Annotated in this window: 14 protein-coding genes; 5 read left to right on the top strand and 9 right to left on the bottom strand. The window is 72.4% G+C overall.

Annotated features, from left to right (window positions below):
* Positions 1–53 precede the first annotated feature (53 nt).
* The 6 genes from AC5LUJ_RS17485 to AC5LUJ_RS17460 form a co-directional block, all read right to left on the bottom strand.
* On the bottom strand, positions 54–1,001 hold the full coding sequence (locus AC5LUJ_RS17485) for a carbohydrate ABC transporter permease (RefSeq protein WP_250285293.1): 948 nt from the start codon (positions 999–1,001) through the stop codon (positions 54–56).
* On the bottom strand, positions 992–1,945 hold the full coding sequence (locus tag AC5LUJ_RS17480; protein WP_493465302.1) for a metallophosphoesterase: 954 nt from the start codon (positions 1,943–1,945) through the stop codon (positions 992–994). The genes AC5LUJ_RS17485 and AC5LUJ_RS17480 overlap by 10 nt, the downstream gene beginning before the upstream one ends.
* Before the next feature lie 31 nt (positions 1,946–1,976).
* Positions 1,977–3,359 carry an ABC transporter substrate-binding protein gene (locus AC5LUJ_RS17475; protein WP_250291696.1) on the bottom strand — a complete coding sequence of 461 codons (1,383 nt, stop codon included), beginning with the start codon at positions 3,357–3,359 and terminating at the stop codon, positions 1,977–1,979.
* A gap of 134 nt (positions 3,360–3,493) precedes the next feature.
* A complete protein-coding gene (locus AC5LUJ_RS17470; RefSeq protein WP_250285290.1) occupies positions 3,494–4,735 on the bottom strand; it encodes an ABC transporter ATP-binding protein in 1,242 nt (413 codons plus the stop codon).
* Between the two features lie 606 nt (positions 4,736–5,341).
* Entirely contained in the window at positions 5,342–6,334 is a 993-nt protein-coding gene (locus AC5LUJ_RS17465) for a PDR/VanB family oxidoreductase (RefSeq protein ID WP_250285289.1), read from the bottom strand.
* A gap of 540 nt (positions 6,335–6,874) precedes the next feature.
* Positions 6,875–7,753 (bottom strand): LysR family transcriptional regulator, encoded by an 879-nt coding sequence (locus tag AC5LUJ_RS17460; RefSeq protein WP_250285287.1) that lies wholly within the window; start codon positions 7,751–7,753, stop codon positions 6,875–6,877.
* A 643-nt stretch (positions 7,754–8,396) separates the two neighbouring features.
* Between AC5LUJ_RS17460 and AC5LUJ_RS17455 the strand changes: the two genes are divergently transcribed.
* Together AC5LUJ_RS17455 and AC5LUJ_RS17450 are read left to right on the top strand one after the other, a co-directional pair.
* The gene (locus AC5LUJ_RS17455) at positions 8,397–10,871 is read left to right on the top strand and encodes an HAD-IC family P-type ATPase (RefSeq protein ID WP_493465301.1); all 2,475 of its coding nucleotides are present in this window, start codon (positions 8,397–8,399) and stop codon (positions 10,869–10,871) included.
* A gap of 228 nt (positions 10,872–11,099) precedes the next feature.
* Positions 11,100–12,320, top strand: a complete 1,221-nt coding sequence (locus tag AC5LUJ_RS17450) for a cytochrome P450 (RefSeq protein WP_250284666.1) — start codon at positions 11,100–11,102, stop codon at positions 12,318–12,320.
* A gap of 72 nt (positions 12,321–12,392) precedes the next feature.
* Here the strand turns inward: AC5LUJ_RS17450 and AC5LUJ_RS17445 are convergent, their stop codons facing one another.
* Positions 12,393–13,046 (bottom strand): nuclear transport factor 2 family protein, encoded by a 654-nt coding sequence (locus AC5LUJ_RS17445; protein ID WP_250284665.1) that lies wholly within the window; start codon positions 13,044–13,046, stop codon positions 12,393–12,395.
* Between the two features lie 746 nt (positions 13,047–13,792).
* Here AC5LUJ_RS17445 and AC5LUJ_RS17440 point away from each other — a divergent pair.
* From AC5LUJ_RS17440 to AC5LUJ_RS17430, 3 genes are read left to right on the top strand one after another with little or no spacing between them, the layout of a single operon-like run.
* Positions 13,793–14,014 carry a CbtB domain-containing protein gene (locus AC5LUJ_RS17440; RefSeq protein WP_250284662.1) on the top strand — a complete coding sequence of 74 codons (222 nt, stop codon included), beginning with the start codon at positions 13,793–13,795 and terminating at the stop codon, positions 14,012–14,014.
* Positions 14,015–14,027: 13 nt separating this feature from the next.
* Positions 14,028–14,825: a CbtA family protein gene (locus tag AC5LUJ_RS17435; RefSeq protein ID WP_250284660.1), complete on the top strand. Its 798-nt coding sequence runs from the start codon at positions 14,028–14,030 to the stop codon at positions 14,823–14,825.
* Positions 14,822–15,505, top strand: coding sequence for a histidine phosphatase family protein (locus AC5LUJ_RS17430; RefSeq protein ID WP_250284658.1), 684 nt, complete (start codon positions 14,822–14,824; stop codon positions 15,503–15,505). The genes AC5LUJ_RS17435 and AC5LUJ_RS17430 overlap by 4 nt, the downstream gene beginning before the upstream one ends.
* Positions 15,506–15,659: 154 nt before the next feature.
* Here the strand turns inward: AC5LUJ_RS17430 and AC5LUJ_RS17425 are convergent, their stop codons facing one another.
* Positions 15,660–17,015 (bottom strand): helix-turn-helix transcriptional regulator, encoded by a 1,356-nt coding sequence (locus tag AC5LUJ_RS17425; protein ID WP_250284657.1) that lies wholly within the window; start codon positions 17,013–17,015, stop codon positions 15,660–15,662.
* Between the two features lie 38 nt (positions 17,016–17,053).
* Positions 17,054–18,095, bottom strand: a 1,042-nt coding sequence (locus AC5LUJ_RS17420; protein ID WP_493465300.1) for a helix-turn-helix transcriptional regulator, incomplete at its 5' end; no start/stop codon positions are given.

Below are 18,095 nucleotides of genomic sequence, written 5' to 3'. Positions count from 1 at the left end.
GCTGGGCGGTGGGCCGCCGGGGGGACGGCCGCCGGGGGACGGCCGCCGGGTGGTCAGTTGTCGTGGAAGCTGAGTTTTTCGAAGAGCCAGACCAGGAGGAGGGCGACCAGGCCGAAGGTCAGGAAGAAGGCCAGGCCGGCGGCGGAGGCCAGGCCCGCGTTGAAGCTCTTGAAGCAGTACTCCCAGAGCAGGTAGTAGGCGTTGGTCGTCGCGTCGTCGGGGCCGCCCTGGGTGAGCGCGTCGATCAGCGGGAAGGTCAGCTGGCCGGAGAGCAGCACGGTCATGAGGGTCAGCAGGACCAGGGTCGGTGACAGCAGCGGCAGGATGATCCAGCGGGTGATCTGCCGCCGGGTCGCGCCGTCGAGCTGGGCCGCCGCCGAGTACTCGTCGTTGATGTTGGCCAGGCCGGCGGTGACGACGAGGACGGCGAACCCGAGCAGGTGCCAGCCGGTGATGCCGATGATGGCGAGCTGGGCCGGGCCGCGTTCGTGCAGCCAGTTGACCGGATGGCCGATCATGCGGTCCACCAGCCCGTGCCGCGGGTCCAGCAGCCACATCCACATCGCCGCGCTGGCCACCGGCGGGACCAGCACCGGCGCGAACACCAGCGCGCGGTAGGCGACGCCGGCCCGGCCGCGGATCCGGCGGGTGAGCAGGGAGATGATCGTGGGCAGCAGGACCGAGAAGGGCAGCAGGCACAGGATCGTCGCCACCGTCAGCCAGAGCGAGTGCCTGAGCTCGGGGAGCTGGACGACCTGCTGGTAGTTGTCCAGCCCGACCGGGATCTTCGGCCTGCTCGGCAGCAGGTTCCACCGGTAGAAGGAGAGCTGGACGGCCTCGACCAGGGGGCGGTAGGTCCACACGAGCAGGCAGGCCAGCCCCGGGGCGAGGTAGAGGAAGGGCGGCAGCGCCCGCAGCGCCCGGCGCGCCAGCGGTGGCCGGGCCGCCTCGACCGCCACGTGCTCGGCGGGGGCCACGAGGGGCGCGAGCTCTACGAACACGCTGCCCGCCCCTGCTCTGTCAGCCGCCCGTCGCCGGTGGCGGCCTGGTCGATGTGTCGTGCCATGTCGCTCTCGTCGTTGTCGAAGAGGATGTCCGCGGGGGCGAGCGTCACGACGCTGGCCACCACGGTGTGGGGGTAGATGTCGATGCGGCTGCAGGCCGCCGTGCGCAGCGCGCGGGCCCGGCCCGCGGGCGAGAGCAGGTCCGCGCCGAACGCGGTGGCCGGCGACACCCAGACCGGGATGCCGGCGAGCAGGCCGCAGCTGGCGTGATGGGCGTGGCCGCACAGAATGATCCGCACGTCGCTGCCCGCCACGGCCCGCGCGAGCCGGTCGGTCTCACGCAGCGTCATCAGTTCGACGACGAGCATCGGCGACGGCACCGGTGGGTGGTGCAGGACGAGCACCGTCCCGTCGGGGGCCGGGCGGGCGAGCTCGTCGCGCAGCCAGGCGAGCTGGGCGTCGGTGAGGTGGCCGCTGTCGTAGCCCGGCGTGGTGCTGTCGAGCACCACGATCCGCAGGCCCGCGATCCAGTGGACGCTGTCGCACGGGATCGTCGAGAGGCTGTCGGTCGCCGGCGCGGCGCCCAGCAGCTCGCGGCGGAACGCCGTCCGCTCGTCGTGGTTGCCCATCGCGTAGATGACCGGGGCGCCCAGGTGGCGCGCGAGCGGTTCGACCACCGCCCGCAGCCGCCGGTAGGCGGCGGGGGAGCCGCTGTCGGCGAGATCTCCGGTCAGTACCAGGCCCGCCACCGCGGTCCCGGAGCCCGCGACCGCGCGGGCCGCGGACTCCAGGTTCGCGTGTGTGTCCACCCCGCCGTGCGGCAGCTCCCCGTCGTCGACGAGGTGGACGTCGCTGAGCTGGATCAGGGTGTACCGCGGCACCCGGGCCGGCGGTGCCGCCGGCACCGGTGGCACCGGCAGCGCGGACGTCACCGATGTCACCGATGGCACGGTCGGCACCGACGGCACGGTGTCAGCCCTTCGGGAGGAGCTTGGTCGCCTGCTCCTGCGCCGCGGTCAGCGTCGAGAGCGGGTCGGCACCGCTGTAGACCACCTTCTCGACGGCCGCGAGCATGCCGTCCCTGATCTGGACGTAGTTGTCACCGGGGAACGACGCCGTCGGGTACAGCCGGGCGAGCTGGTCGATGTTCGGCTTGATCAGCGGGTTCTTGGCCGCCCAGTCCTTCAGCGCGCCCGGGTCGTCGAGCAGGCCCGTGCGCAGCGGCAGGTAGCCGATCCTGCTGGTGATCTGCGTGTACGCCTCGTCGCTGGTCAGGAACTTGATGAGCTCCCAGGCCGCCCGCTGCCGGGCCGGGTCCTTGGCGAACATCAGCAGGGCCGCCCCGGAGTTGGTCGGCTGCACCTTCTTGCCGTCGAAGCTCGGCTCGTAGCCGGCCCGCAGCTCCCACGGCGGGTTCGCGGTGGTGGCGCCCTTGCGGAAGACCGCCTCGGCGGCGCTGCTCTCCAGGATCATGCCTACCTCACCGCGGGCGAACGCGGGGTAGGCCTGCTCCTGGGAGAGCTTGGGGCTGGCGCCGGAGCTGACCAGGTCCTGGGCCACCCGGACGGCCTCGACCGCGGGGGCGTCGGCGAAGGTGAGCCGGGTCTGGTCGTCGGAGATCACGGTTCCGCCGTTGGAGGCGACCAGGGACTGATAGCACCAGTCACTGCTCTTCTTGGTCAGGCAGTCGATGTAGGCGCCGTCCTTGCCGGTCCTGCTCTTGATGGCCAGTGCGGCCGTCTTCACCTCCGCCCAGGTGGCCGGCGGCTTGTTCGGGTCGAGACCGGCCTGGGTGAACAGGCTCGCGTTGTAGTACAGGATCGGCGTGGAGAACACGAACGGCACGGCGAAGGTCTTGCCCTCGACGTCACCGAGGGTGCGCGCGGTCGGCGCGAAGGGGTGGGCGCCGCCGAAGTTCGCCTGCACGGCGTCGCGGCCGACGACGTCGTCGAGCGGGGTGGCGCCCAGGCCCTTGACGGCGTACCGGATGTCGCCGAAGACCAGCTGGCCGACGTCGGGCGGGTTGCCCGCCGCGATCTGGCGCTGGATGCTGGCGGCCGAGGCCGACCCGTAGCCGCTCGCGGTCGCGGTCGCGGGCTTCTGGGCCGTCACCTTGATGTTGGGGTGGGCGGCCTGGAACCTGTTGATCAGATCGGTGAAGGTGTCCGTCCAGGCCCCTGCCTGGGACAGGTTGTAGCTCTCAAAGGTGATCGAGACCTGCTGGTCCGGCCGGAGTTCGGGAACCACGGTGCTCGGCTGGGCGGGCGTGCTCGAGCCACTGTCTCCGCAGGCGGCGGCGGTCAGTGCCAGGGTGAGCGCGGCCGCCAGCCCCCCGAGCTGGCGCAGTTTTTTCACGGGATGCTCCTTGAGCGAGAGGAACACGGCACCGGCGAGGACCGGGGCCGGGAAAGACGTCGGACGTTTCGACAGGCTCGAAAGACTCGACGGCGGGACGGTTCGGAAAGGGCGGGGACGCCGAAGGCTGGTGATCAGACGGTGGACGCGTCCAGAACCTGCCCGGGGGCGCCGGCGACGGCGGCTGCGGCGGAGTCATGGTCGTGATCGCGCTCGCGGGGGAGGCCGCCGCTGGCCGGCTGCCAGACCAGCCGGCGGCCGCTGGCCCGGTCGAACAGGTGCACCCGGTCCGCGGGGACGTCGAAGGCCACCGGTTCGCCGGGACGCAGGCCGAGCGGCCGCGGCCCCCGGGCCAGCAGCCGGGCGCCGCCCACCGCGCACTGGGCGACCTCCTCACCGCCGAGGTTCTCCACCGTCTCCACCACCCCCCGGAACACGGGGGACGCGGGCACGGGCACGGGCTGCGATGCGGGCTGCGATGCGGGCTGCGAAGCGGGGGAGCTGGACGCCGGCGGGAGCAGGACCAGGTGCTCCGGTCGGACGCCGAGGGTCACCTCGCGGGCGGGCTGGTCGCCCGCCGCCCACAGCGGCAGCTCGACGCCGGGGGCGAGCACCTGGACGCGTCCGGCCCGGCTCTCGATCCGCGCGGGGATCAGGTTCATCGCGGGTGAGCCCAGGAAGCCCGCCACGAACACCGACGCCGGCTCGTCGTAGACGTCGGTGGGGGTGCCGACCTGCTCCAGCCGGCCGGCGTTGAGCAGGGCCACCCTGGTGGCCATGGTCATGGCCTCGACCTGGTCGTGGGTGACGTAGACGATGGTCGAGCCGAGCGTGCGGTGCAGGGCCCGCAGCTGGCCGCGGGTTGCCGTGCGCAGCTTCGCGTCGAGGTTGGACAGCGGCTCGTCCATCAGGAAGGCGCCGGGGTCACGGACGAGTGCCCGCCCGACGGCGACCCGCTGCCGCTGCCCGCCGGAGAGCTCCCGCGGCCGGCGGCCGAGCAGCTCCGCGAGATCGAGCAGCTCGGCCACCTCGCGTACCTTCTGGCGTATCTCCGCCCGTGGCCGGCGACGGGACCGCAGCGGGAACCCGATGTTGCGTTCGACGGTCAGGTGGGGGTAAAGAGCGTAGCTCTGGAATACCATTGCCATGTCGCGTTCCCGGGGCGGGGCGAACGTGACGTCGCGGCCGTCCAGCAGAACCCGCCCGCCGCTCGGCTCGATCAGACCGGCGATCATCCGGAGCAGCGTCGATTTTCCGCATCCGCTCGGGCCGAGCAGGACGAGGAAGTCGCCGTGGCTGATGTCCAGGCTCACCCGGTCGATGGCGGCGACCTCGCCGAAACGCTTGGTCAGTCCTTCGACCTGGATCCGGCTCACAGCCTGGCTCTCCTTTCGTACCGGCCCGGCGGCGTGCCGGACCGGCCTGGTATTCCCGGCTCGCCGTGGGTGGGCCGGTGGGTTCGGAAGTCGGAAGTCGGATCCCCCGGTACGGGCCGTGCCCGGTGCCGGCGGCCGTCCGGAAATTTTTCCAGTGCTTCTTATCGTCCGTGGACCGCTGAATTCAACGCCGGGTCCGTGTACGGGAAGGAAACATGCTGGAAATTTGCGGTGCGTCAAGTGGTGTGAAACGCCGCGCGCACGCCCGGTGGCCAGCACTGATTGAAATCACTGATTACCCGATAGAATTCATTGATGGCTGCCGGTGCCCACTGTCATGGCGCGCGGGCGGTACCGGCGGCGGAATCCGTCCCACGCCGGCCCGGCCGGCCCGGCCAGGCTGGCCGCGTCCAGGCTGGCCGCGTCCGGCCACGTGGCTGTCGCCACACCGCTCGGCGCCGTCGCGGGCCGGGCTGGCCGGCCCGGAACGCCTGCCCCGCACCAGCGCGGCCGACAGGCCGGGCTGGTGGCCCGAAGCCGGTCGGTGGTCTGGTCGCCGATCGGCGCGGGGCTCGTCTACATCCTCACTGCCAGCGGCCGGGACCGTCAGAGGTCGAGGACAAGCTGGTCGCCGCGGGCCCGGGAGACACAGATCATCATGGCGTCCCCGTCCCGCTGCTCCTGCGGGCTCAGCACGGAGTCGCGGTGGTCGACCTCGCCCTCGACGAACCGGGTCTCGCAGTTGCCGCAGGTCCCCTCGCGGCACGAGGAGGGCATGTCCAGGCCGGTGCGTTCGAGCGCCTCGAGGATGCTGCGGCCCGCGGCCACCCGCACCCGCTGCCCGGTGCTGGCGATCAGGACGTCGAAGGCGGTGTCCGCGGCGGCGTCGCCGGCCGGTTCCCGGGGGCGGAAGCGTTCGACGTGCAGGGCGCTGGGCGGCCAGCTGCCGCAGGCGGCCTCGACCGCGCCGAGCAGGCCCTCCGGGCCGCAGCAGTAGACGGCCGTGCCCTCCTCGGGCCGGGCGAGGACGGTGCCGAGCGGCAGCAGCCCGCGCTCCCGCTCGGGGTGGACGACGACCCGGTCGCCATAGGCGGACAGCGTGGGGAGGAACGCCATGCTCGTGCGTTGCCGGCCGCCGTAGAGCAGCGTCCAGTCGGCGCCGCGCCCGGTCAGCTCGGCGATCATCGGGAGGAGCGGGGTGATCCCTATCCCACCCGCGATCAGGACGTAACGCCCGGCGTCGACCAGGGGGAAGTTGTTGCGCGGCGCCCCCACCTCCAGCGTCGACCCGGCGTGGGCCTCATCGTGCAGGTACGCCGAGCCGCCCCGGCCGGCGGCCTCGCGCAGGACCGCGACACGCCAGGTCGCGTGGTCGGCCGGATCGCCGCACAGCGAGTACTGCCGGACGCGCCCGGGCCCGGTGACGACGTCGACGTGCGCGCCGGGAGCCCACGGGGCGAGCGGCCGCCCGCCGGGATCGGCGAGGGTCAGGGAAACGACGTCGTCCGCCTCGACGGTCCTGCTGACGACGGTCAGGAACGCGGTGGCGGACGGTGCGGGTACCGCGGTCGACTGATCATAGGATGCTGGCGCGGACATGACCGACCTCCGGCGGAGTTCTGGGCGTGTCGGAATGGGCGTACGGGTTCCCGGCGTTCCGCCGGATCCGCGTTCTGGGCGGCGAATCCGGCGTTCCGGCCGCTGGCCGGCACGCCGGTCGAAACAGTGAGCTGCCCGCGACGGCGACCGGTCTGCCGGCCGGGCGGGCCACCGTTGAATTCTATCGGCAGGGCCGCCCGTGACGCAGGGCCCGGCCACATCTTCGCAAGCGTTTTCCCGACTGGCCGGAGAAGTCGCCGACAGGAGGAAAATCCACTTGGGCGATTGGATTTTCCAATAACCCCGGCCCGGGTTCCCGCATGCCACGGAGGCCCTTTTCGGCGGCCTCGCCAAAGGCGGCGCCATGATTTTCCGGCGCTGCCGGCAACCGTCCATGGTCATTTTTCTGAAGGCAGTGCTATGATTTTCAGCGCTGCCGGAGGCCGTTCGCGGGCATTCGGCCGAAGGTAGCGCGCTGATTTTCAGCGCTGCCGGAGGCCGTTCGCGGGCATTCGGCTGGAGGCTGATTCTGGTGGCTGGTCAGAAGGGCCCGGCCTCGTCGAGGGCGTCCAGCAGGGCGTCGACGACCTTGCTTCGCTGCGGCCGCCACACCACGTGCACGGACAGCATCGGGATCGGGTCGACGAGGGGGATGGCGACCGGCCCTCTCGTCCGGCGGGCGCGTTCGACCGAGGCGAACCCCACCAGCGGGCGGGTGGTGACCACGAGGGCGGTCGCGCCCGGGTCGTCGACCTCGGCGGCGACCCGCAGGCTGATCCGGACCCGTTCGGCCGTGGTGACGATCGTGTCGTACATCGCCGGGGACTGGGTGCGGCTGAACAGGATGCAGGCCTGGTTCTGCAGCTCGCGGAACGGCACCTGCTCCCGGCAGGCCCAGTCGTGCTGTTCCCCGACCACGGCGACCAGCGGCAGCCGCAGCACCTCCCGGGAGTGCAGGTCGCTGGTGGGCGGCAGCCCGAAGACGAAGCCGATGTCGAGCTCGCCGCCGAGCAGGCCCTTGAGCTGGGGGCCGGTGCGTCTTTCCCACAGGTGGGCGGTCAGCCCGGGGTGAGTGCTGTTCAGCCGTAACAGGGTCGGCTGCAGGATGCGCTGGCCGGCCGGGAAGTTGTAGCCGATGTTGATCGCGCCGGCGCGGCCGGCCGCGGCGTCCCGCGCCGCCTGCACGGCCCGGCTCGCCTGGTCGAGGATCCGCTTCGCCTCGGCCTGGAACGCGACGCCTGCCGGGGTCAGCCGGACCTCGTGGGAGGTGCGGGCGACCAGCTTGACGCCGACCTCACGCTCCAGGCGCTGCAGGTGCTGGCTCAGCGAGGGCTGGGCCAGGTGGAGCTTGCCCGCGGCCCGTCCGAAGTGCAGCTCGTCCGCTATCGCCAGAAAAGACACCAGGTGCCGGAACTCCATCCCGCCTCCCTCCTGTAAGCCCAGCACAGCCTACGTGCGGTGACTAACCGGCGGTGACGGGTGAGTGTTGTCCGGAAGAACTGTCGGGCCGGTCGCCACGGGCACCAGCGGACACCAGCGTGACGGCGGCACACACATGATACCCGTGCAAACAGCGTGTATACGCGTGTGTACGGCGGGGTGTATTGCGGCGGTACGTATGACGGCGATGTATATCGCGGTGATGTGCATTACAGCCGTGCATTACGGCGGTGCGTGTCGCGGCTCCGTGTATTAAGGCGCGGACGTGACGGGGGCGGATGTGACGGGGGCGGACATGACAGGGATGGATATGGCATGACGAGGGCAGCAACGCCCGGCGTGCCCGTATCTGTCCTGGAATGGCTGTTCGCATCCCGGTGGCGCGCCGTGGGGCGCGAATACGGAATGGCCTCCACACGGGGCGGCCTTCGTGCGGAGTGGCTCCCGCGTGACCGTGTCCGCGCGGGCGTCGTGGACGGCGGCTGGGAGCTGATCCACGGGCCTGGCGGCCGATCCGGGGGATGAGGCTGGCCCGGGGATGCTGGCCCGGGGGATATGGGATGACCGTATCCGGGCCGGGAGGGTGCGTGGCGTCGGCCACCGTCCCGATAGCCTCGTTGTCGTGGCAACGGTCGATCTTCCACAGGAGTCCGCTGTCGGGCTCGACGATGGCCTGACCGCCGCGGGCGTGGCCGCGCGCATCGCGGCGGGCAGCACCAACGACGTCCCGGTCCGGGCGAGCCGCTCGGTCGCCGAGATCGTCCGGGCCAACGTCCTGACCCGGTTCAACGCGATCATCGGCGCGCTCTTCGCCGTCATCGTGGTGATCGGGCCGGTCGTTCCCGACGGCCTGTTCGGGCTGATCATCGTGGTCAACACCGCGATCGGCATCGTCCAGGAGATGCGGGCCAAACGCACCCTGGAACGGCTCGCGATCATCGGCGAGGCCCGGCCCCGGGTCCGCCGGGACGGCCGGACGGTCGAGATCTCCGCCAGCGAGGTCGTGCTCGACGACGTCATCGAGCTCGGGCCCGGCGACCGGGTCGTCGTCGACGGGGTCGTGCTGGCCGCGGACGGGCTGGAGATCGACGAGTCGCTGCTCAGCGGTGAGGCCGACCCGGTGGACAAGGGCCCCGGGGATCCCGTCATGTCCGGCAGCTTCGCGGTGGCCGGGACAGGGGTGTTCCGCGCGGCCAAGGTCGGCCGGGAGGCCTATGCCGCCCGGCTGGCGGAGGAGGCCAGCCGTTTCACGCTCGTGCGTTCGGAGCTGCGCGGCGGCATCGACCGGATCCTGACGTTCGTCACCTTCCTGATCATTCCTGCCGGCGCGTTGACGATCTACAGCCAGTTCCGGCTCGACGACGCCGCCCCGGACGACGCGGTGCGCGGGATGGTGGCCGCGCTCGTCCCCATGGTTCCCGAGGGGCTCATCCTGCTCACCAGCGTCGCGTTCGCGATCGGTGTCATCCGGCTGGGACGCCGCAAGTGCCTGGTGCAGGAGCTGCCGGCCATCGAGGGGCTGGCCCGGGTCGACGTCGTGTGCGCGGACAAGACCGGCACCCTCACCGAGAACCGCATGCGGCTGACCGAGGTGCGCCTGCTGGGCGCGCCCGACAGGACGGGCCCGGCCAACGGCGCCGCCGGCGAGGCCGCCGGCGAGGCTGCCGGGGCCGGCCGGCTGGCTGGTGAGGTGCGCGAGGCGCTGCGGGCGCTGGCCGCCGCCGACCCGCGTCCCAACGCGAGCCTGGCCGCGGTCGCCGAGGCGTTCCCGAGCGGTCCGGACACCTGGGCCGCGACGGCGGCCGCGGCGTTCTCCTCCGCCCGGAAGTGGAGCGGGGCGAGCTTCGGCCGGCACGGGCACTGGGTGCTCGGCGCGCCCGACGTCCTGCTGCCGCCCGGGCACGCCGCGGTCGCCGAGGCCGACCGGCTGGCCTCCCGGGGGCTGCGGGTGCTGCTGCTCGGCCGGGCCGGCATCCCGGTGGACGCGCCGGGCGCGCCCGGCACGGTGGTCCCGCTGGCGCTGCTCGTCATCGAGCAGAAGATCCGCGACGACGCCGCCGACACCCTGCGCTACTTCGCGGCGGAGAACGTCGAACTGAAGATCATATCGGGGGACAGCGCGCTGTCCGTCGCGGCGGTCGCCAGCACGCTCGGGATCGCCGGTGCCGACCGGCCGGTGGACGCCCGGACGCTGCCCGACGACGACATCCCCGCGCTGGCCGAGCGGATGGCGACGGGGTCGATCTTCGGCCGGGTGGCGCCGGACCAGAAGCGCGCCATGGTCAGGGCCCTGCAGTCCGACGGCCACACCGTGGCCATGACCGGCGACGGGGTCAACGACGTGCTCGCGCTCAAGGACGCCGACATCGGCGTGGCCATGGGCTCGGGCAGCCCCGCGGCCCGGGCGGTCGCGCAGATCGTCCTGCTGGACAACACCTTCGCCGCTCTCCCGCACGTCGTGGCCGAGGGACGGCGGGTGATAGGCAACATCGAGCGGGTGTCCGTCCTGTTCCTGACCAAGACGGTCTACTCGGTGCTGCTGGCCATCCTGATCGGGGCGGCGCAGCTGAGGTTCCCGTTCCTGCCCCGGCACGTGACGCTCATCGGCTGGTTCACCATCGGCGTCCCGGCGTTCTTCCTGGCGCTCGCGCCCAACACCGAGCGGGCCCGGGCCGGGTTCGTGCCGCGGGTCATGCGCCGGGCGGTGCCGGCGGGTGCCGTGGTGGCGGTGGCGAGCTTCGTGACCTACCTGCTCGTCCGCTCCGGCGGCGAGGGCACGCCCGAGCAGGAGAGCACCGCCGTCGTGATCACGCTTGTCATGATCGCAACATGGGTGCTGGCAGTGGTGGCCCGGCCGTATGCCTGGTGGAAGGTCCTGCTGGTGGCTGCCATGGCCGGTGGCTTCCTGCTGTGCCTGCTGCTGCCGGTGGGGCAGCGCGTCTTCGAGTTCGACACGTCGGACGCCGGCGTCGTCGCCGTGGCGGCCACCTGCGGCGCGGCCGGCATGGCCCTGGTGGAGCTCGTCTGGCGGCTGGTGGGGCACTTCTGGCCCGTGAACGCCGAGGGCACGGCCCACGGCCGGCCGTCCAGGCCCTGAACCACCGGGCCGGGCCGGGCGTGGCTGCCCGGGCTGCCGGGCCGGGCGTGGCGGGCGTGGGTGCCCGGGCTGCCGGGCCGGGCGTGGCGGGTGGTGTGGCCGACCACGCACGTGTGGGGGTGGGAAAAGGCGTCGGTCTCCCCGCCGGGCGCCGGCCGGCGCTGGTTCGATAGGCGAAGTGATGGTGGGGGCCGTGGGGGTGCTGGCCTGTCCCGGAAGGAGCCGACGGTGGTCCTGTCCCGCCGGATCGTTGGTGGCGCAGACTGTTTCGACCCCCACGACCCCGGGCTCGTCCACGACCCGTACCCCGTCTTCGCCGAACTGCGGGCGGCCGGCCGCCCGCTGTGGAGCGAACAGCTCGGGATGTGGCTGGCCGCCAGGTACCGCGACGCCGACGCGGTGCTGCGCCATCGCGCGCTGGGCAGGATCCACCCGCCGCGACAGCCCGAGGGCCTGTGGGCGCTGTTCAACCAGCTCGAGCGCGACTCGGTCCTCGGCTGCGAGCCGCCCAAGCACACCCGGCTGCGGGGCCTGCTCGGCAAGGCGTTCGTCCGCGGCAACATCGAGCGGCTGCGCCCGCACATCGAGGAGCTGTGCGGGGGCCTCCTCGACGGGCTGGCGGAAAGGGCCCGCGACGGCGAGCCGTTCGACCTGATCACCGACTACGCCGAACCGCTGCCAGTGATGATCATAGCCGAGCTGCTCGGTATCCCGGACGGCGACCGGCACCTGCTGCGCCCCTGGTCGGCGGCCATGATGAAGATGAACGAGTACGGGCGGACGCCCGCCGCGGAGGCCGCCGCCCGCGCCGCCGCGGCCGAGTTCGACGCCTTCGTCCGGGACCTCGCGGTGCGCCGCCGGCGCGGCCCCCGGGACGATGTGATCACCCATCTGGTCCAGGCGGAGCAGGACGGTGAGCAGCTCAGCGAGGACGAGCTGGTCGCCACGGTCGTGGTGCTGCTCAACGCCGGGCACGAGGCCAGCGTCAACTGCCTCGGCAACGGGATGGTCGTCCTGCTGAACCATCCCGACCAGCAGCGGCGGCTGGCCGAGCGGCCGCTGGAGCTCGCCGCCACCGCGACCGAGGAGTTCCTGCGCTTCGACTCCCCGCTGCACCTGTTCGAACGGACCGCGATGGCGGACGTCGAGATCGGCGGGGCGGTCATCCGGGCGGGGGAGCGGATCGCCGCCCTGCTCGGCTCGGCCAACCGGGACGGCGAGATGTTCGAGCGGGCCGACGAGTTCGACATCGGCCGGGAGCCGAACCCGCACATCGCCTTCGGCGGCGGGGTCCACTTCTGCGTGGGCGCGCCGCTGGCCCGGGTGGAGGTGGCGATCGCCGTACGCTGCCTGATCGAACGCTTCCCGCGGCTGCGTCCGGCCGGCACACCGGTACGGCGTCCGGCATTCGTCCAACGCGGCTGGACCCGCGTGCCGGTGGCCGTCTGACGGCGCGGCGGTTTCCGTGAACCGTCGCGGGTGGGCGCGGCATGCGGGCAGGTGTATGCCGCGCCCGGGATCTCACGCCGGATGGCTGCCCGCGAGCCGGCTGAGGAAAGCGGTGTTGTCGTAGAAGTTCTCGACCTCGACCAGCCTGAGGTCGTCCGCGCAGCGGGCCACGGTGACACCGAAGATCTCGATGCGCTCACCGGTCGGGGGCGCCTCTTTGTACGGCCCGCTGAAGGTGCCCCAGTGCCGCCATTTGAACGCGATCACGGGCGGTGGTGAGTAGACGTCCAGCACCTCCCAGAAGAAGCCGCCGGGGAAGGCTTTGTGGAACACCTCGTGGGAGGACTCGAAGGTTTCGTTCCCCGCCGAGTAGTGGGGGTTCTCGCCGATGAGGATGTTGTAGCTGCCCTTTTCCGCGAGGTCGGCGGCGGTGGCCGCCGGGCCGCCGTTCACCTGGACCCGCAGCCGTTCGGTCACCATGCTGACCCACTGGGCTGGATCCTTCTTGTGCGAGAGCTCCATCTCGAATACCTGGACCACCTTCTCGACGATGTCCGCGAGCGAGCCCTCGGCATGCTGGCAGGTGCGTTCCCGGGGCATTGTCTCCCGGGAGTGGCGGTAGTCCGGTGGTGCCCCGTCGCGCCACCGGACGCCAGCGGAGCCGGCAATGACGGCGTCCCGGCCCTGAACATGCAGCGGCTGGTTCCCGGCGGTTCTGTCGCTCACCGCTATCCTCCTGTTCCTGCCGTCTGGCCAAGGTTTTCGGGGAGCGTTGTCCCGAAGCTTTTCCGTGTTCTTCCGGGCCACGTCGCGGCGTGGTTCCGGGCGGAAATCTCCCTGCTGGCTCGCGCTGTTGGATGGCACGGGATTCAGGGGTTCCGACAGAATACGGGAAGCGGTGTCGAGTGTATCGTCCTCCCGGTCCGGTTTCTTCCTGGGAACGCCGGACATGTTGCCGTTTCCCGCGGGTCCTTGGTACGCCGTGGCGGCAGCCGTCAGGCCCATTGCGGACGACGGTCCGGTAGCCGTTCGGGAGGTGCTCGCGCGATGCGGCGGCCGGCAGCCGTCCGCCGGCCTCCCGCGGTGGTGATCATTTATGTCCCGTGCGTCACTGGTTGCTCTCTGTATTTATATGAACGCCGAGCGCGTCGAACTCGAGAGGCGGGATCGAGTTCCACTTCGGATGAACAATTCGGACACAGCGGTAACAATGGACATCATGGAATGCTCACGGATGGCCCGCCGGTCGCCGGCGGGCCATCCGGCAGCCGAGCAGGCTTGACTGCGAGGTCGGCTGCTGCTTTTCTCAGACTGTTCGAGTCGGTGGAAGCCGGTGTGAATCCGGCACGGTCGCGCCACTGTCACCGGCGTCGCCCCCAGGGCGGCACCGGAAGTCAGACCCATCGTCGGACGAGCGTCACCGAACAAGCCCTGCCCGAGTGGAACGCGTGATTCCTGTGGAGGTTCCCGCCATGGCACACCCAGGCGTTCTGGACGCCCCTGCCGCCCCCGCGCCGCTGCCGACGATCCCGCTGAGCGAACTGGCCCCGTTCGCGCTCTTCGGGTCGCTGCTGGCGCTGGTCCTGCTCTACTTCGTCGGTGCGGAGCAGGGCGCGGTGTCGCTCGTGGCCGGCAGCAACGTCCACGAGTTCGTGCACGACGCGCGTCACCTGCTCGGCTTCCCCTGCCACTGAGCGGGGGCGCGACATGGTTCGCACGCTGCTGATCCGCGGGATGCTGGTCGGCGTGGCCGCCGCCGTCCTCGCCTTCGTCGTCGCGAAGGTCTTCGGGGAGAGCCAGGTCGGCCTCGCGATCGCGTTCGAGGCGGCGCACGAGGCGCCCGGGGCCCCCGCCGAGCCGGAGGTGGTGTCCCGCACGGTGCAGAGCACCATCGGCCTGTTCACCGGGCTGCTGGCGTTCGGGGTCGCCGTCGGCGGGCTGTTCTCCCTCGCCTACGCCGTCGCGCAGGGCCGGCTGGGAGCGCTGCGCGCCCGCACGACCGCGGGGCTGGTAGCCCTCGCCGGTTTCGCGGGGATGTACCTGCTGCCCAGCCTGAAGTACCCGGCCAACCCGCCGGCGGTCGGCAATCCGGACACGATCGCCGATCGCACCAGTCTGTACTTCGCCGCGATGCTGATCGCGCTGGCCGTGGTCGCCGGCGGTTTTGTGGCCGCCCGGCGGCTTGCCCCCCGGTTCGGCTCGTGGGACGCGGCACTGCTGGCGCTGGCCGGCGGTCTGGTCGTCATCGGCCTCGCCTACTACGCCCTGCCGGCGGCGGACGAGACACCGGAAGGCTTCCCGGCGGACGTGCTGTGGCGGTTCCGGGTCGATTCCCTGGCGATCCAGGCGACGTTGTGGGCCACCGTCGGGCTGCTCTTCGGGGCTCTGACGGAACGCGCCAACCGCCCCGCCCCGGTCCGGGCACCGGGTGCCACGCCGGTATCGACGCTGGTGGGGGAAGCTCCGACGGCCCCAGGCGGATCACCGGTCGCCACCGGGGCGTGAGTGCGGGCGGGCCGCTGCGGCTGACCCTGGTCAGCCACGCCCGGACCGCCGCCGTGCGAGCGGCGCGCTTCGGCGCCGACGACGACACCATCGACGACGCCGAAGCCCGCCGGGCCGCCGCCGCGGCCACAGCGCACACGACGCACATGCCCGAGCACACGTCCGAAATGTCACGCACCCCCTTCGGACGGGTGCTGCGCGGTGGGCGGGCCTGGTGCGACCGCTCCCTGCGCACCCGCCAGACAGCTCAGGCGCTGGGCCTGTCGGCCACGCCCGACCCGGCCCTGCGCGACCTCGACGTCGGGGCCTGGGCGGGCCGCTCGCTCGACGAGATCAGCCCCGCGGACCTGCGGCTGTGGACCGGGGATCCGGCCGCGGCGCCGCACGGCGGCGAATCCGTCGTGGACCTGCTCGACCGCGTCGCGGCCTGGCTGGCCGCCCGTGCCACCGACCCGGAGCACGTGATCGCCGTGACCCACCCGGCGGTCGTCCGGGCCGTGCTGGTCACGGCGCTGCGATCGCCACCGGAGGTGTTCTGGCGCGTCGACGTCCCACCACTGTCCGCGACCCTCCTGCACGGCCGCCTGCCAGCCACCCCCACCTCACTCGGGCACGCGGGCGGCAAAGCCGGCACGGGAAGCATGGTGTGGACCCTGCGACACGCCTGCATGCCACTGTAAGACCAGCAGTTCACGGCACAGTGCGCAAGCTGTCCTGTCTCTCCTGCGCCGAGGACCCGACCATGCTCTGTGACCGTGATGGTGGCGTGCGGCGTGCCGCGGTGGGCGCTGTCGTCGTGATGGCTGCCGTTGCCCGGAGCCTTTCAGCCGCTGGTCATGGCGGGTTGGGTGTGTGGCGCAGGTGGATGGCGATGGCGTGGGAGCGGTTTGCGGCCCCGAGCTTGCGTAGGATGGCGCGGACGTGGCTCTTGACGGTCGCGGCTGAGATGACGAGGCGTTCGCCGATCTGTTCGTTGGGCAGGCCGGCGCACATCAGGTCGGCGACCTCGCGTTCACGGCTCGTGAGGATGCCCGGTGACTCCTCGGGGGCGTCCACCGGCGGGCTGGCGGTGTCGGGCTCGTAGCGCCCGGGCGCGCGCGGCACGGTGGGGAGAAGATCGATGGCGTGGTCGGGCGGCGCGGTGTCGAGGCCCTGGCGCTGGGCGGCCCGCTGGACCAGACGCCGTTGCGTGTCGAGACGCTGCCGGTGGACCGCGCGTTCGTAGACACGCCCGAAGCCCTCGGCGAAGGCCCAGGCCACCTCGAGGTCGTCGCGGTCGACCTCGCGCGCCTCGCCCGAACGGTCGAGGTGCAGCAGGCCGATCACGGTGTCGGCCGGGGCGATCGGGGCGACCACGAACGAGCTGGTCAGCAGCCGGCGCAGCGCAGGGTGGACGCGGGGATCGCTCGCCGGACGCTCGACGAGGGCCGGGCGTCTCTCGGCCACGACCTCGGCCTCCAGCGGAAGGCGCTCGACGGGCATCGGGCCGAGCTCGTGCCACGCCGCCGTGGTGCCCGTGCCGCTGGCCGTGCCAGCCGAGACCGCCGTGCCGGCCGAGATGACCGTGCCGGCCGAGATGACCGTGCCGGCCGAACTGCTCCGGCCGGCCGGCCCGGCCCGGCCGGCCGAGCCGGTTCCGCCGGCCGGGACGGTCGTGTCGGCCGATCGCCAGGGGGACCAGACACCGTCGCTGACCCGGCTGAGCATCGCGCGCCGCACACCGCAGCTACGCAGCGCCTCGACGCAGGCGCGGTCGAGCAGATGTGCTGGATCCGCCACCGGCCGCAGGCGCTCCAGCCCGCGCCGCAGGGCCGCCCGGCGCGCGGATCTGCGGGTCAGGATGTGGCGGCTGAGGTGGCGTTCGAGCTCGAGGGCGCGCAACAGGTCGTCACGGATCTCCGGATCGACCGGGCCCGTCCGCCGGCGAAGCTCGCTCAGGGCCTGGTCGGCTGTCGCGCGCAGCTGGCGCAACACCTCGACGGGCTGGCTCCGGCCGGGCTGGCGCGGGTGCGGCGGCAGCGCGAGCCCCCATGAGCGCTGGGCACGCTGGGTGAGCCGGGCGGCCTCGGCGATGACCTGCCGTTCGCTGGGATCACGCCGTCCGCCGGCCGGGTGCGCCGACGCCGCCGGCGGTGCCGGGGACGCCGGCGGTGCCGCCGGCGCTGGCGGTGTCGAAGGTGGCGGCGGCATGGGCGTCCTTTCCGGCGGCATGTCCGGCGGCACGGCCGTCACCGGCCTCGCATGCGCAGGTAGCGGGCGGCGGCTTCGGCCCGGCTGGTCGCGCCCAGCTTGCGCAGGACGTGCGCGACGTGTGTCTTGACGGTCTGTTCGCCGAGCACGAGCTCACGGGCGATGCCGCTGTTGGTCTCCCCGGCGACGATGAGGTCGAGCACCTCGCGCTCGCGGGTGCTCAGCAGTGCGATCCGTCCTGGCGGTGGGGTGCTGTCCCGGTGATCCTCCTCCTCCTCCGGGTCGTCCTCGGGCGTGGGCGGCAGCTGGAGGCGCAGCTCGGCGTCGCTGACCGCGTCGAGGTCACGCGCGAGCGCGAGCTGGGCCGCCTGGAGGCGGGCGCGGCGGTGCTGGAGCTCCTCCGCGAAGACGGCGCGTTCGTACAGCAGCCCGACGTGTTCGGCGAAGAGCACGATGTTGTCGAGGTCGTCCTGGGTGACCGGATGGTCCTGCCCGCGGCGGTCGGCGTGCAGGAAGCCGATGACGCGGCCGCTGGGCATGAGGGGCGCGCCGACGTAGCCGCGCGCACCGGCGATCGTGACGAAGGCCTCGTGGCAGCGCGGGTCACCGGCCGCGTCGGCCACGAGGATGCCGATGCGCCGGCGCACCATCTCGGTCTCGAGCAGCATGTGCCGGAGGGGCAGCGTGGGCTCGTCCCCGAACGCGCGCCGGAACGCGTCGGTGTCCGGGTCGGCCCCCGGCGGCGGCAGGATCGGGATCCACTCGGAGTGGTGGACGCGTGAGATCATCGCCCGGGCGAACCCGCATGCCCGGGTGAGTTCGGGCGGGACGCGCTCGAGCAGTGCGGCGCTGGAGGCGCACCGGCGCAGCCGGCCGAGGGCCCGGTGGATCCCGACGCGCGCGCGGTCGCCCATCCAGAGGTTCTGTTCCTCGCACGCGCGCAGCTCGTCCGCCGTGCGTACGAGGGTTTCCAGCTCCTCAAGGCCGGCAGAGCCGGCGGGAGCTGCGGAGCCGGCAGAGCCGGCGGAGGCCACCGGGCCGGCAAGGCCGGCGGGGGCCGCAGGGCCGGGGGAGTCAAGG

It is taken from the genome of Protofrankia sp. CiP1_Cm_nod3 (genome assembly GCF_982290655.1).
This window is presented reverse-complemented; position numbering and strand designations above follow the sequence as displayed.